Here is a 14,514-nt window from a genome sequence, read left to right as displayed (position 1 = left end):
AGGCCAGGCGCAAACTTGCCACGTGGGACACACAATACCTCATGGCGGCTCTGCAAGCGCGTTAACCTGGACTCGTTGCCCTGTCCGCGAACCCCCTCCGGGAGTCACACCTCCGCATGTACGACATGTCATTCAAAAAACTAAACCACTGATTCAGAACGGTTTTCCGCTCCGCGAACCTCCCGGGGTTTTTGTGTGTGCTTGGGGTTCGCGCAGGCTGTGGCGCACCGGGCCGATCAGCGGCCATGTGGGGCGGCAGTCTGGGCGATCCTCGACGACCAGATTGCCGGCACGTGGCCGCTGGATGATGCCGACCACAGCCGCGACGCCGTTATAGCCAAGGCCCTGATCCTGCCCCCCCCCGGCTCCACCACCACGCCGCTGATCAGGCCTATGCGGTCGCCCTGTCGATCGGCACCGCACGGCTCGATGGCGCCGCCATGGTCGCGTCGCAACTAAAGGCCCAATTCCGCGTGGGAACCCAGACGGACCAGTTGCAGTGTCTCGGTGTCCGTTTTTCGGTAGATCAGCACCAGATCAGGCTTGATGTGACAGTCTCGATGATCCGCCCATGCCCCGGCCAGTGCGTGATCGCGGTGGCGCGGCTCCAGGGGTGCATCATTGGCCAGGGCCGTGATCACCGGGATCAGAATGGCATCAAGTCCCTTTGCGTGCTGCCCTTTCGCCTCGCGCTTATAGTCTCGCTTGAACTGGCCTGTCCGCTCAATCTGCCGCATGCAGATCGGCGACAAGGTCATCAATGCTTGCGAAGCGGGCGCCCTTGCCGGCCCGGGCTTCCTTCATGGCCTGAATGGTCGTGTCATTCGGGGTCCATGGCTCGAATGGCAGAGCCTTATCCTGTGCGATACGGACGAGCAGCATCCGCACCGCATCGGAAACAGTCAGGCCCATCGCGGCCAGCACAGCCGCTGCTTCAGCCTTGATTTCACCGTTCACCCTGGTTTGGACAAGTTGATTGGCGGCCATATCGATCCCCTTCTATTCGTGCATGACAATGTAATTCACAGCGGATTGACAATCAAGGCGGCCTGTCCGGCGGCAACGGCGAATAGGCCACATCCTGGGTATATCCTCACGGCGGAAGCAGCCCATTTCAGGTGCGGCGAGGGCATGGTCGGTGGGGGAGCGGCCGGCCCTGGGCCTCAACGGTAATCGCTTCTGCGGCGTTTCAAGTCACGGCCCCGCGAAGGGGGCGACGGGCGGTGTCGATCGCCCGGTACCGACTGCACCGGTTTCAATTCACGCCCCCGCAAAGGGAGCGACCATCGATCGCTTGGGCGCCGAGGCCGACGCCCAGTTTCAATTCACGCCCCCGCGAAGGGAGCGACGCGATGCGGGCGTGTAGCCGCTGATGATCACCGCGTTTCAATTCACGCCCCCGCGAAGAGAGCGACATGAGGTGGACGGCCGGCGGTATGGTGTGATCCGGTTTCAATTCACGCCCCCGCGAAGGGAGCGACGGGAGCCGGTCGACTGTGTCGAGTGGGTCAGGGCGTTTCAATTCACGCCCCCGCGAAGGGAGCGACCAGGCCAAGTCCGATCCGGTCCGAGATGCCGTGTTTCAATTCACGCCCCCGCGAAGGGAGCGACTAGCCGACATCGTGCTGACCGCGGGTGAGACGGTGTTTCAATTCACGCCCCCGCGAAGGGAGCGACCTCCGGGCTGACACCCTCGACGCCTTCGCCGGTCTGTTTCAATTCACGCCCCCGCGAAGGGAGCGACGGTGTCGTACCAGCGGTCGAGGGTGTCGGCCGCGTTTCAATTCACGCCCCCGCGAAGGGAGCGACACCTGACTGTCGAATTCGATCTGTGTGATTTGAGGTTTCAATTCACGCCCCCGCGAAGGGAGCGACCGATATGGATAGGGGCGCCGTGTCGCGGCACGGTTTCAATTCACGCCCCCGCGAAGGGAGCGACTCCGGCCGGCAACAGCCGGGCATCGACGGACGAGTTTCAATTCACGCCCCCGCGAAGGGAGCGACCTGGGATTCACCTTCCACTGGATCGAGACCAGGGTTTCAATTCACGCCCCCGCGAAGGGAGCGACGGTCGGCGCTGGCCACTGTCAGGATCTTTCGTGGTTTCAATTCACGCCCCCGCGAAGGGAGCGACGACATGGTCCGGGTCGCCTATTCGGAGCGAACCGGTTTCAATTCACGCCCCCGCGAAGGGAGCGACATGTTCCTCACGGTGTCGACGGGCAAGCCGGCACGTTTCAATTCACGCCCCCGCGAAGGGAGCGACTCCTAAAATATAGGCGGATGTGGCGCGTTTGTGTTTCAATTCACGCCCCCGCGAAGGGAGCGACCCGCATGGTGGATGACGCAATGATCAAACGTATCGTTTCAATTCACGCCCCCGCGAAGGGAGCGACGGCCCTGGTCGGCCTAGGGCTGGCCGACGACATCGTTTCAATTCACGCCCCCGCGAAGGGAGCGACGACCCGGCGTCGGCGCCGGGGCCATCGTTCGGGGTTTCAATTCACGCCCCCGCGAAGGGAGCGACTCACCCCCCACTAATACCCTGATATCACACCTGAAAAAGGCGGTTTCCGCGAATCCCCTCCGGGAGTCACACCTCCGCATGTACGACATGTCATTCAAAAAATAACCCACTGATTCAGAACGGTTTTCCGTTCCGCGAACCTCCCGGGGTTTTTGTGTGTGCTTGGGGTTCGCGCAAGGCCGGGGTATCTGCGCCACACGGCTGCCGCCTGGGCCCACGAGATGGGGGTGCGGGGGCCCGCGGCCCCCGTGGTCTTCCCTCTGAAAACCGCGCGCGCGCCCTCACGCCCCGGCCGGTGTCAGATCGCGGTGTTGGCGGGGCCTTTCAGGGCCAGCATCTGGCGGGCGTCGGCGGGGGTTGCGATGTCCAGCGACAGGGCGTCGAGGATGGTTCGGATGCGGCGGACTTGTTCGGCGTTGGAGCGGGCGAGTTGGCCGGGGGCGGCGTAGAGATTGTCTTCCAGGCCGACGCGGACATGGCCGCCGATGGCGGCGCCGATGGTGATCAGGCGCATCTGGTGGCGGCCGGCGCCGAGGACGGAGAACTGATAGTCCTGGCCGAACAGGCGGTCGGCGGTGTGTTTCATGTGCATGAGGTGCGAGGGGTCGGCGCCGATGCCGCCGAGCACGCCCAGCACGAACTGGATGAACGGGGTGCCGGTGACGAGGCCGCGGTCGCGGAAATGGGCGAGCGCGTAGAGATGGCCGACATCATAGCATTCGAATTCGAAGCGGGCGCCGTGGTCGCGACCCAGGCGCTCCAGGATCTGTTCCATGTCGTGGAAGGTGTTGCGGAAAATCGAGCCGCGCGTCGCCTCTAGAAGTTGTGGTTCCCAATCGAATTGCCAGTCTTGATAGCGGTCGGCGAGTGGAAACAGCCCGAAATTCATCGAACCCATGTTGAGCGAGCACATTTCGGGCCGGGCCTGAAGCGGCGCCGCCAGCCGCTGATCGAGGGTCATCAGCGAACTGCCGCCGGTGGAAATGTTCAGCACGGCATCGGTGGCGGCGGCGATCGGTGCCAGGATCTGGCGGAACACCGCCGGGTCGGGGCTGGGGCGGCCGTCGGCCGGGTCGCGGGCATGCAGATGCAGGATGGCGGCCCCCGCCTCCGCCGCCTCGATCGCCTGGGCGGCGATGTCTTCCGGGCGCCAGGGCAGGTGCGGGCTCATGGTCGGCGTGTGGATCGAGCCGGTGACGGCGCAGGTGATGATGACCTTGGTGGCTGCCATGGCGGGGGGGCTCCTGCTTGTCGGCGGTGGGGGCGCGGGCGGCGATCGCGGCGGGGCGGCTCTGGCGGATCAGGAATTCAGGCGGACCAGGGCAGCGACAATTCGCGGGCGAGGGCTTCGAGCGTGTCGGTGAAGATCGCCATGATCTCGTCGATCTGGGCTTCGGTGACGATCATCGGCGGGCAGACCAGCACGTGATCGCCATCGATGCCGCCACGGGTGCGGCGTGAATACAGGATCAAGCCGCGATCGAAGGCCAGATCGACCATGCGGGCATGGGCGTTGAGCGCGCGCGGCAGCGTCGCCATCGTCTCGGGGTCCGAAACGAATTCCACCGCCAGCAGCAGGCCCCGGCCCCGGACATCGCCGATGAACGGGAAGCGCCGCTTCAGGGCATCGAGCCGGGATTTGAGCAGGTCGCCCATGCGGGCGGCATTGCCGATCAGGTCGTGGGCGTCGATTTCATCCAGCACCGCCAGCCCGGCGGCGGCGGCCAGCGGGTTGCCGGCATAGGTGAAGCCATGCTGGAAGCCGCCGGCATCGAGCACCGGCCGCACCAGTTTTTCCGAGGCGATCATGGCGCCAAGCGGCGCATAACCGGCGCCCAGCCCCTTGGACAAGGCGATCAGATCGGGCGTGATGCCCCAATGATCGCCGCCCAGATAGCGGCCGGTGCGGCCGGCGCCGCACATCACCTCGTCATGGATCAGCAGCACGCCATGGCGGTCGCAGATCTCGCGGATGCGCGGGTAATAGCTGTCGGGGGCGACCAGCGCGCCGGTCGAGGCACCGCCGATCGGCTCCATGATGAAGGCGAGCACGGTTTCCGGGCCCTGACGGCGGATTTCCTCATCAAGCATGTCGGCATAGCGCCGGCCGCGCGCCGCCATGTCGAGCCCGTCGCGGTCGAGATAGGCGGTGGGGGCGGCGATCTTGGGGCTTTCATGCATCATCGGCGCGAAGGGGGTGGTGAAGGCGGCATGTCCAGTGACCGACAACGCACCCATGGTGCTGCCATGATATGACGGGAAGCGCGAGATGACCTTGTAGCGGCTGCCCTGCCCGGTTGCCACCGCATGCTGGCGCGCCAGCTTCAGGCAGGATTCCACCGCCTCCGACCCGCCGGACACGAAGAACACCCGGTCGAGCCCGGCGGGGCAGCGCGCGGCCAGCGCCGCCGCCAGATCCTCGGCGGGCGCGTTTTCGAAATGCAGCCGGTAGATGAAGGTGGCCTGATCCATCTGGCGCTTCATCGCGTCCAGCACCCGGCGGTTACCATGGCCGATATTGACCACCATGGCGCCGCTGGAGCCGTCGATCACCCGGCGGCCATGCTCGTCCCAGATATAGATGCCCTCGGCGCGGGTGGCCATCGGCCGGCGCTGGCGGGCCTGATAGAACAGATGCGAGGGCGGGCGGTTGTCACCGGCGGTGGCCGGCGGGGTGGTTGTCGGGGTGGCCGTCGGGGTCGGGGCGGGAGTCGGCATCGCAGGGGCTCCACGAAAAACATGCGGAAATTATGACGTGACTTTATACTGACATGCCATCAGCCGCGGCTGAGATGGTGGTCCAGAACATTGGCCGTCACCCGCTCGACCATCGGGTCACGGCGCAGCAGGCCGGCCACCCATTCGCAACTGCCGGCATGGAAGACCTCGCCGGCGCCACGGCGGAAATGCACGATCATGCCGGCGCCGCGCTTGATGCGGTCGACCGCCGGGCGGTCGGTGGCGCCGGTCAGGATCTCGGCGGCGAATCGGGCATCGGCATCGCTGAGGAACTGGTCGTCGGCGGCGATGTCGGCGCTTTCCTCGATCAGCGACGACAGGCCCAGCGCCAGGATCTGCAAGCCATCGGGCACCATCTCGGCGCCGGATGGCTCTGGCAGGCCGTTCCGGATCACGTAATCCAGCCCGTCGACCTCATAGCCGAAGACATGGGACGCGGCCCCCAGCAGGTCGCCGTAATACAGCCCCGTGCCGGCAAAGGCCCAATGCTCGGGCCGATAGACCGGAAAGCCGCGCACGCCGCGCGGCGCGCAGCCGCCCCAGCCGACATACAGGCCCCGGGTGGCGTTCAGCCCGAAGGTCAGCGCCCCCGGCCGGCCGATCTCGGCCGCTTCCCACGAGGTGGTGACCAGGGCCGTGCCCCGCAGCGGGTCTTCGGCGCGGGCGCGGTATTTATAGCAGACCTGGGTGCGGCCCTGATCCTCCAGCCGGGTCTGCCACATGAAGTTGCCGGCAAACCGCGCCACCCGCCCGCCGGCCTCGACATAGGCGTCGACCGCATCGCGCATGCCGGCCGTCCAGTATTCGTCATGCCCTGAGAACACCACGCAGTCATAGCGCGACAGGATCGCCGGGTTGAATTCCAGATCGTGCTGGCTGGCCAGGTCGACCGCATAGCCGGCCGCTTCCGCCCATTGAAAGAAATGCCGGTCATAGCTGGCCCAGCCGGCCGAGGCGTATTTCTTGGAATGGCCGGTGGCATAGGCCCATTCCATATGCGGATAGCGCGGCGGCATCGCCGGCGGCACCTCGACATCGACCGGCACGCGCGGGGCATCGTCGGGCAGGACCACGAAACCCCGGCAGAACGGCCGGTCCAGGCTGACGCGCGGCGCATACTGGTTGCGCGCCGGACCGGTGATGCCCTGGTAATGATTGGACCCGCCCCAGGTGTTATAGGCGGTCCAACTGCCGGTGGCCGCCACCTGCAACACCCGCCCCGGCAGATGCGCGCCGCCGCCGGCGGTGACGATGAACAGATGATGGCACAGGATCGGCCGGCCATCGGCGCCATCGGCCGTCAGGGTGACGCGATAGGCGCCGGAGCGCCAACCGGCGGGAATGGTCAGCCGATGCGCCACCGGCCAGCCGCAGCCGGTGACCGAGCACTGATCGGGGGTGTCGTGATGGCGCGCGGGCAGGCCGTCTTCCACATGCACCACCTGCAACGCGGCGCCGTCACGGGCGATCTCCATCCGATAGCGCGGCGCGGTGGCGCTGACATGGAACGCCACCACATCGCCGGGCGTGTAAGACAGCCGGTCGGTATAGCACCAGATCTCGCCCCGGGCGCCATCCATGCCCGGATATTCATAGGTGTGGCCCAGAACGGCGATCCGCCGCTGGGCGGGGGTCAGACCGAATTCGGGCCACGCCGGCGCTGTGGCGGGGCTGGCGGCGGCGGGGCGTGCGACATCATCGGGATGCGACATCAGGCGCTTCCTTGCAGGCGGTCGGAAGAGGTGGCGGCGATGGCGGGGAGAGGGTCGGCGGTCAGCCGGTCAGCCGGTCAGCCGGTCAGATACTTGCGCAGGAAGCCACGGGTGCGTTCCTGACGGGGGGCGCGGAACATCTCGTCGGGCGGGCCTTCCTCGACCACCACGCCGCCATCCATGAACAGCACCCGGTCGGCGACCTCGCCCGCGAAGCGCATTTCATGGGTGACGATCAGCATGGTCATGTGCTCGGCGGCAAGCTGTTTCATCACCAGATTGACCTCGTCGACCAGTTCGGGGTCGAGCGCCGAGGTCGCCTCGTCGAACAGCATCACCTTGGGCTCCATGGCCAGGGCGCGGGCAATCGCCACCCGCTGCTTCTGGCCGCCCGACAGCCGCGACGGGTAGGTGTCCATCCGGTCGGCCAGGCCCACCTTGTCGAGCAGGCCGCGCGCCAGATCGCGGGCCTCCGCCGTCTTCATGCCCTTCAGCAGCATCGGCGCCAGGGTGACGTTCTGGGCGACCGTCAGATGCGGGAACAGATTGAAGTGCTGGAACACCATGCCCATCTGCTGGCGCACCGCGTTGATATGGCGTTCGAAGGCCGCCCCGCTCAGCGGCGCGTTGACCTGGACGCCATCCAGGAAGATCTCGCCGTCATTCAGGGTTTCCAGATGGTTGATCGCCCGCAGCAGCGTGCTTTTGCCCGATCCGCTGGGGCCGATGATCGCGATGATCCGACCGCGATCGACGGTGAGGTCGATGCCCTTCAGCACCTCCAGCGCGCCATAGCGCTTATGGGCGTTGCGGACCTCGACCATCGGCCGGGTTCCGGTGGCCGGAGCAGCGGTTGTGCGGGTGCCGGTCGTCAGGGTCATCGGGTTGCCTCCACGCGCCGTTCCAGCCGGCGCAGACCGGCCTCCAGGATCAGGTTCAGGATGTAATAAAGCGCCGCCGCGACGATATAGAACTCGAACGGCCGATAGGTTTCACTGATCGCGAGCTGGGCGGTGTGGACCAGTTCAGCGACGCCGATCACCGACACCAGCGCCGACTCCTTCAGCAGCGCGATCAGGTTGTTGCCGATCGGCGGCATCACGCTGTGCACCGCCTGCGGCACGATGATGTGCCGGAAGCTCTGGAAACGGCTGAGCCCCAGGCTGCGCGCGCCCTCGTTCTGGCCCGGATCGACGGCGGCGAGGCCGGCGCGGATGATGTCGGCGTTGTAGACCGCGAAATGCAGGCCCAGGCCGATGATCCCGGCGACCAGCGCCGGAATGTCGATGCCGATCTGCACCAGCCCGAAATAGATCAGGAACAGTTGCAGCAGCAGCGGCGTGCCCATGAACAGCCAGGCGAACAGCCTGACCGGATAGCGCAGGAACCAGGGGCCGTACATCACCGCCAGCGCCAGCGCGATGCCGCCGGCGAAGCTGACCGCCGAGGCGGCGATGGTCAGCACCGTGGTCCAGATCACCCCTTGCAGCAACAGCCCGGCATAGGGCGGCACCACACTGAAATCGAGCCCCTCCATGTCATCTTCCTCCGTCAGTCGATGGCATAGCGGCGGTCGAGCCAGGCGATCAGGCGCAGCGCGCCATAGATCACCACCATGTAGAACAGGGCCGCGATCGCGAACATCTCGAACGGCTTGTAGGTGGAGCCGATATAGCGCTGGGCGGTATATGTGAGCTCGACCAGCGAGATCGCCGAGACCAGGGCCGAGCCCTTGATCAGCGCCACCGCGTTGACCCCCAGCGGCCGGATCATCAGCCGCGCCGCCTGTGGCAGCACCACATGGGCCATGGTCTGGCGCCGGCCGATGCCCAGGCTGCGGGCGGCCTCCACCTGGCCCCGGGCGACCGCCAGAATGGCGCCACGGATCGACTCGGTCATATAGGCGCCGATATTGACCCCAAGCCCGATCACGCCGGCAACGAAGGGGTCAAGATTGATCCCGATCTGCGGCCCGCCGAAATAGAGCACGAACAACTGGATCAGGCAGGGCGTGCCCCGGAACAGGCTGACATAGGCCGTGCCCAGAAACCTGAGGCCCGCCCATCGCGACAGCCGGGCGGCGGAGCCCAGCGCCGCCATGACCAGCCCCAGCGCCAGCGCCAGGACCGAAATCTGTACCGTGGTCCAGGCCGCCTCCGCGAAATACGGAAACACCCGGATCATCAGGTCGACATCCATCGGAGATGACCTCGACAGTCGTGGGCCCGTAGGATGATGGCATCGGCAGGACGGGACGCGCCCGCCCCGCCCGCCGGATCAGTCCTGCCCAGCCGTTACCGGATGTCGGCGCCGACCCATTCCATGGCGATCTTCTTATAGGTGCCGTCGGCCATCATCTCGTCGAGGGCTGCCTGCATCGCGGCGGCAAGCTCAGGATTCTTCTTGTTGATGGCGATGCCGATGGCGACGCTGCCGCCCTCGATATCCGGGGTGTCGAGCTGGCGCAGCTTCGCGCCGTTCTCCTTGATCGCCACCCGCACGGGGATGTTGTCGGCGATGATCGCCTGCACCCGGTCGGCCTGAAGTTCCAGCAGCAGTTCGGGCAGGCCCTTATAGGTGCGCACGCTCCAGCCATCCTGGGTGCGCGCCCATTTCTCGTGGGTCTCGCCCAGAGTGACGCCGACTGTCTTGCCTTTGATGTCGGCCAGCGACTGAATATCCGAGCCCTCGGCCACGAACACCGCGCGGCCGGCGTGATAATAGGGGCCGACGAAATCGACCACCTTCTCGCGTTCCGGCGTGATGGTCATGCTGCCGACGATGGTGTCGTATTTCCTCGCCAGCAGCCCGGCCAGAATGCCGTCCCATGCGGTGGTGACGATCTCGCCCTCGACACCGATCCGGCGCGCGATCTCGCGGCCGATCGAGGCGTCGAAGCCCACCACCTCGTTCTTGTCATTCACGAAGTTGAACGGCGGATAGGCGCCGCTCATCGCGATCTTCATCACGCCGTCCTGCTTGATCCGCGCCAGTTGGTCGTCGGCCGCGGCCACGCCGGCGCTCATCACCAGCGCCATGCCGGCGGCAAGGACGGAGGACAGAAATCTGTTCATGCCGGGTCTCCCTGGGGTCGATGCATTGATGCCATATCCGCGGCCCGGCGCCCTGTCGCCTGCCGGCCTGGTTTCCCCCAGGGCCTTGCCACCGCGTCCCTCAAAGGGTGCGGCCGGAGATGTCATTGATCAAATAGATATGGAAAATACAGAAGATAGATTTGAAGAATGCTAAACTGTACCCTCCGCCACCCACCACGCCGGAGCGCCGGATGACGACGATGCGCGAACACCAGTTGAAGAAGCATCAGGCCCAGCGGCTGGCCTGGGATCTGGACTGGAACCTGCTGCGCACCTTCATGGTGATCGTCGAGGAACGCGGCATCACGGCCGCGGCCGAGCGGCTGGGCCTGAAACAGCCGACCCTGAGCAATGCGCTGGCACGGATCGAGGCCCGCCTCGGCCGGCGGCTGATCGACCGCAAGCCCAATGTCTTCGAGGTCACCGAGGCCGGGCGCCTGCTCTATAACGATTGCGTCGAGATTTTCGGCACCGTCGCCCGGCTGCCGATCCGGCTGCGCGATGTGCAGGAACAGGTGACCGGCAATGTGGCGATCGCGGTCGCCAGCCATATCGTGTCACCGCTGTTCGATCAGGCGCTGTCGGATTTCCACACCCGCCATCCGAAAGCCACCTTCACCATCAGCGTCATGACCAGCCTGGACGTGGTGACGGCCGTGGCGCAGAAACGCGCCTCGTTCGGGCTGTGCTTGGTGCATAACCCCGACCCGCGGCTGGATTACCGGGTGGTCTATCGCGAATTCTTCGGCTTCTTCTGCGGCCCCAAGCACCGGCTCTATGGTCGCACCGATCTGACCCTGGATGATCTGCGGGGCGAGACATCGGTGTCGTTCCAGACCGACCACCCATCCGATGCGCTCAGGCCCGTGGCCCTGCTGCGCGCGGTGGCCCAGGTGGAGGATGCGGTGATCGGCATCTCGTCGAGCCTGGAAGAGGTGCGGCGGATGATCACCGCCGGGCTGGGCATCGGGCCACTGCCGCTGCATGTGGTGCGCCGCGATGTCCGCGACGGCCTGCTCTGGCGCCTGCCGCCCTATCAGGATCCACCGGCGATCGACATCTTCCTGGTGTCGAACCCGCAGGCCAGTCTCAACCGCGCCGAGGCCGGCCTGCTGGCCCTGCTCCGCGGCCAAGTCGACGAGCTGCCGCTGGCCGCCCGCACCTATGGCCTGGACGGGTGGTAATCGCCGCCGGGTGCCGGATGCTCAGGCGCAATGACCGTCGATCAGCGGCCACAGCCGGTCGGCGGCCTCGATCGGCGGCATATGGGCGGCAGGTTCGAGGCATTCGAAGCGGGCACCAGGAATGGCGGCGGCAATGGCGCGACCGGCCTCAGGCGGGCAGCTTGCATCCTGCGCGCCTGAGATCACCAGGGTCGGCACGGCGATGCCGCCCAGATGCGGGGTCATGTTCAGGCCCTTGATCGCCTCGCAGGCGGCAATGAAGCCGTCGGTTGGCGTCGTGCGGATGATCGCTGCCACCTGATCGAGCGCCGATGGCGCCAGACGGGCGAATTCAGCGGTGAACCATCGCGCCAGCGTGGCATCGACCAGGGCATCCATGCCTTGATCACGAACGGTGGCGATCCGCTCATCCCATAGCACATGCGCCTCAACCGGCATCGACGAGACGGTGCAGACCAAAGTGAGGCTGCGCAGCCAGGCCGGGTTGCGCACACCCAGAACCTGCCCGACCATGCCGCCGATCGAGATGCCGGCATAATCGGCCCGCTCGATGCCCAGCGCCGCGACCACCTGTTCGACATCCATCGCCAGACGCTCCAGCGTCTGGGGCTGTTCAGGGGTGGATGGCCGAACCTCGCTGACACCGTGGCCGGCAAGGTCGATCGCGATGATCCGCCGGGTCGCGCGCATCGGCGCGGCCACCAGATCCCAGATCGTGTGATCGACGCCAAGAGCATGGACCAGCACCAGCGGCGCCCCGTCCGGGTTGCCCGAATGTTCCACGGCTATGTCGACACCGTCATCGGTGGTGATGCGCTGCATCATGGGGGCGGTCTCCGACGAATTGGACTGACCCATGATGCATGAGGGCACAGCATGCGTCGAGCACGCGTTGCGGTCGCAACAACGGGGGTTGACGGCTGGCACCACCAATGATCGCGCCGACCGGCCTTGCGGGTTGACGCAGGCCCGCCCCCGCCCCACATCGGCACGATTGCTACAGGAGCCGGGCCCCTCTGGCGACCGAGGCGTCGGTCGTGATGTCGGATCCCTCACCCAATGTCGCGCTTCGACGCAGCGCAACCGCGATCGAGGGGTGATCGCGTGTTTTCCCAAACGTCATCCGAACCGTTCACCGGGCTTGGCCCGGTGGCGACCTATGCCCTTGCCGGCCATCCGCTGTGGCAATGGGCGATTTTCGTCACCGTCGTGATCGTGCTGCTGGCCCTGGATCTTGGGGTGCTGAACCGCCGGGACCGCGCCATCGGTGTCCGCCGCAGCCTGGCGCTGTCGGCCTTCTATATTTCGGCGGGCCTGGCCTTCGGCGGCTTCGTCTGGTGGTCGTCGGGGCCCACCAGCGCCATGGAATATGCCACCGGCTTCCTGCTGGAAAAGACCCTGGCGATGGACAACGTGTTCGTCATCGCCACAATCTTCGCGGCACTCGCCATCCCCCGCCATCTGCAACATCGGGTGCTGTTCTGGGGCATCCTCGGCGCCATCGTGCTGCGCGCGCTGATGATCGGGATCGGTGCGGCACTGGTGACCGAATTCCACTGGATCCTGCTGGGCTTCGGTGCCTTCCTGATCTGGGGCGGCATCAAGATGCTGATGGGCGATGGCGACCCGCCGGACTTCACCCAGGGCATCTTCATGCGGCTGCTGAAAAAGGCGATCCCGGTCACGCCCGATCTGCATGGCCATGCCTTCATGGTGCGCGCGCCCGACAAGACCGGGCGGCTGGTCCGCCACGCCACACCGATGCTGGTGGCGCTGGTGCTGATCGAAACCGCCGATGTGGTGTTCGCGGTCGACAGCGTACCGGCGATCTTCGCGGTCACCACTGATCCGTTCATCGTCTATACCAGCAACATCTTCGCGATCCTTGGCCTGCGGGCGCTGTATTTCGCGCTGGCGGCGATGATCCACCGCTTCGGTGACCTGAAATATGCGCTGTCGCTGATTCTGGTGTTCATCGGCGGCAAGATCTTCTGGGCCGAATTCATGGGCAAGCCGCCGGCGGAACTGTCGCTGATCGTCACCGCCAGCTTGATCCTGGGCGGCGTGGTGGTGTCGATGATCCGCAGCCGTGGCGCGCCGCCGGCCCCGGAAAGCCTGCCCCATCCCCAACCCTCGCCCGACCTCGCCAATGAATTACGGGCCGAGATGAGATCGGAGAAGGGCTGAGCGTCAGGATCGCGGCGTCACCTGTGGCTGCGGCTGGGGCTTCGGTTCCGGCCGTGGCCGCATCGGATCGATGCGATCGGCCAGCGCCGGCACCATCTGGGCCGGGTCGACCGCTATATCGTGCCAGAACACGCCCCAATGCAGATGCGGGCCCGTGGCGCGCCCGGTCATGCCAACCCGGCCGACCGGGTCGCCGGCCTTCACCACCTGCCCTGGCGGCACCAGGGTTTCAGACAGATGGGCGAAGATCGAGCTGACCCCCTGGCCGTGATCGATGATGATCGTGCCGCCGGTGAACCACAGATCCGGCATCACCAGCACCACCTTGCCGGCGGCCGGCGCCATCACCGGCGTGCCCTCGGCGGCGGCCAGATCCAGGCCGCGATGGGGGCTGCGCGGGGTGCCGTTCAGCACCCGCTGACTGCCGAACACGCCAGAGATCCGCCCCTCGACCGGCAGCCGGAAGCCACGGGTCACCACGTCGAAGCCGGTGGCCTCGTCGCTCGATGCCGCGCGGGCATTGACGATCAGGCTGCGTTCATGGCGCAGGCGGTCGTCGAGTTCCGGATCCGGCGTCACCTTGGGTGGCGGCAGGCCGTCGACCCGTTCGATCGCCCAGTCGCGCGCCGCCACCGTCACCACCCGCTCCAATGTCGCCCCATGAGAGGCGCGCGCCGCGATCTGCACCCGTGCGGCGTCGCGGCCGATTGCGAACACGAACCGCCCGGATGTATCGACCTGCGCCGGTGTGCCATCCACTGTCACCGTCCAGCCCTTGGGCACCCGGCCCAGGTTCAGGCTGCCCTGCATCAGCGGCCCTTCCACACCGATGCCCGGTGCCTCGGCGGTCGGCTGGTCCTGAACCGGGGCCGCCGTGGCCGGTGGCTGCGCGGTGCCGGTCTGGCCGGGCTCGGCCGCGCGGCCCTGCGCCATGGCCGTCTGCGCGATCGCCATTGGCATCTGGCCCAGAACCAACAGCAGGGTCATGGCCGCAGCCGTATGGCGGAGTGGCCGGACGGTGCGGCACGGGCGGGGGATCGCGATCATGGTCGGAACCTTCCGGAAGGAAA

General features: G+C 66.4%; 13 protein-coding genes and 1 CRISPR repeat array. Of the genes, 2 read left to right on the top strand and 11 right to left on the bottom strand.

All coding sequences use genetic code 11. The features are described from left to right. Nucleotides 1–455: 455 nt before the first annotated feature. The 9 genes from IEW15_RS16575 to IEW15_RS16535 form a co-directional block, all read right to left on the bottom strand. Entirely contained in the window at nt 456–737 is a 282-nt protein-coding gene (locus IEW15_RS16575) for a type II toxin-antitoxin system RelE/ParE family toxin (RefSeq protein ID WP_188579906.1), read from the bottom strand. After that, the gene (locus tag IEW15_RS16570; RefSeq protein ID WP_188579891.1) at nt 724–987 is read right to left on the bottom strand and encodes a type II toxin-antitoxin system RelB/DinJ family antitoxin; all 264 of its coding nucleotides are present in this window, start codon (nt 985–987) and stop codon (nt 724–726) included. The genes IEW15_RS16575 and IEW15_RS16570 overlap by 14 nt, the downstream gene beginning before the upstream one ends. A gap of 199 nt (nt 988–1,186) precedes the next feature. Continuing rightward, nucleotides 1,187–2,527: direct repeats of the CRISPR family, unit length 32 nt; unit sequence GTTTCAATTCACGCCCCCGCGAAGGGAGCGAC. A gap of 298 nt (nt 2,528–2,825) precedes the next feature. Beyond that, nucleotides 2,826–3,758 (bottom strand): BKACE family enzyme, encoded by a 933-nt coding sequence (locus IEW15_RS16565; RefSeq protein WP_188579890.1) that lies wholly within the window; start codon nt 3,756–3,758, stop codon nt 2,826–2,828. A gap of 77 nt (nt 3,759–3,835) precedes the next feature. Beyond that, a complete protein-coding gene (locus IEW15_RS16560) occupies nt 3,836–5,131 on the bottom strand; it encodes an aminotransferase family protein (RefSeq protein WP_322111510.1) in 1,296 nt (431 codons plus the stop codon). A 173-nt stretch (nt 5,132–5,304) separates the two neighbouring features. Then, nucleotides 5,305–6,978: a N,N-dimethylformamidase beta subunit family domain-containing protein gene (locus tag IEW15_RS16555; RefSeq protein ID WP_188579889.1), complete on the bottom strand. Its 1,674-nt coding sequence runs from the start codon at nt 6,976–6,978 to the stop codon at nt 5,305–5,307. Between the two features lie 77 nt (nt 6,979–7,055). After that, complete coding sequence (locus tag IEW15_RS16550; RefSeq protein WP_188579902.1) at nt 7,056–7,802, bottom strand: amino acid ABC transporter ATP-binding protein; 747 nt, start codon at nt 7,800–7,802, stop codon at nt 7,056–7,058. Nucleotides 7,803–7,855: 53 nt separating this feature from the next. Next, entirely contained in the window at nt 7,856–8,515 is a 660-nt protein-coding gene (locus tag IEW15_RS16545; RefSeq protein WP_188579887.1) for an amino acid ABC transporter permease, read from the bottom strand. Nucleotides 8,516–8,529: 14 nt separating this feature from the next. After that, on the bottom strand, nt 8,530–9,177 hold the full coding sequence (locus IEW15_RS16540) for an amino acid ABC transporter permease (RefSeq protein WP_188579885.1): 648 nt from the start codon (nt 9,175–9,177) through the stop codon (nt 8,530–8,532). Nucleotides 9,178–9,272: 95 nt separating this feature from the next. After that, the gene (locus IEW15_RS16535; RefSeq protein WP_188579883.1) at nt 9,273–10,052 is read right to left on the bottom strand and encodes an ABC transporter substrate-binding protein; all 780 of its coding nucleotides are present in this window, start codon (nt 10,050–10,052) and stop codon (nt 9,273–9,275) included. Nucleotides 10,053–10,264: 212 nt separating this feature from the next. On the opposite strand from IEW15_RS16535, the gene IEW15_RS16530 reads away from it, so the two are divergent. Beyond that, entirely contained in the window at nt 10,265–11,257 is a 993-nt protein-coding gene (locus IEW15_RS16530) for a LysR family transcriptional regulator (RefSeq protein ID WP_229708178.1), read from the top strand. A gap of 21 nt (nt 11,258–11,278) precedes the next feature. Here the strand turns inward: IEW15_RS16530 and IEW15_RS16525 are convergent, their stop codons facing one another. Then, nucleotides 11,279–12,082, bottom strand: a complete 804-nt coding sequence (locus IEW15_RS16525) for an alpha/beta fold hydrolase (RefSeq protein ID WP_188579881.1) — start codon at nt 12,080–12,082, stop codon at nt 11,279–11,281. A 279-nt stretch (nt 12,083–12,361) separates the two neighbouring features. Here IEW15_RS16525 and IEW15_RS16520 point away from each other — a divergent pair, with 279 nt between their 5' ends. Further along, on the top strand, nt 12,362–13,444 hold the full coding sequence (locus IEW15_RS16520) for a TerC family protein (RefSeq protein ID WP_229708177.1): 1,083 nt from the start codon (nt 12,362–12,364) through the stop codon (nt 13,442–13,444). A gap of 3 nt (nt 13,445–13,447) precedes the next feature. Here IEW15_RS16520 and IEW15_RS16515 read toward each other — a convergent pair whose 3' ends face one another. Then, the gene (locus IEW15_RS16515) at nt 13,448–14,491 is read right to left on the bottom strand and encodes a M23 family metallopeptidase (RefSeq protein WP_229708176.1); all 1,044 of its coding nucleotides are present in this window, start codon (nt 14,489–14,491) and stop codon (nt 13,448–13,450) included. Between the last annotated feature and the right edge of the window lie 23 nt (nt 14,492–14,514).

Source organism: Tistrella bauzanensis (assembly GCF_014636235.1).
Lineage (GTDB): Bacteria > Pseudomonadota > Alphaproteobacteria > Tistrellales > Tistrellaceae > Tistrella > Tistrella bauzanensis.
Note: the sequence above shows the minus strand (reverse complement) of the source record. Positions and strands in the feature narration are given on the sequence as shown.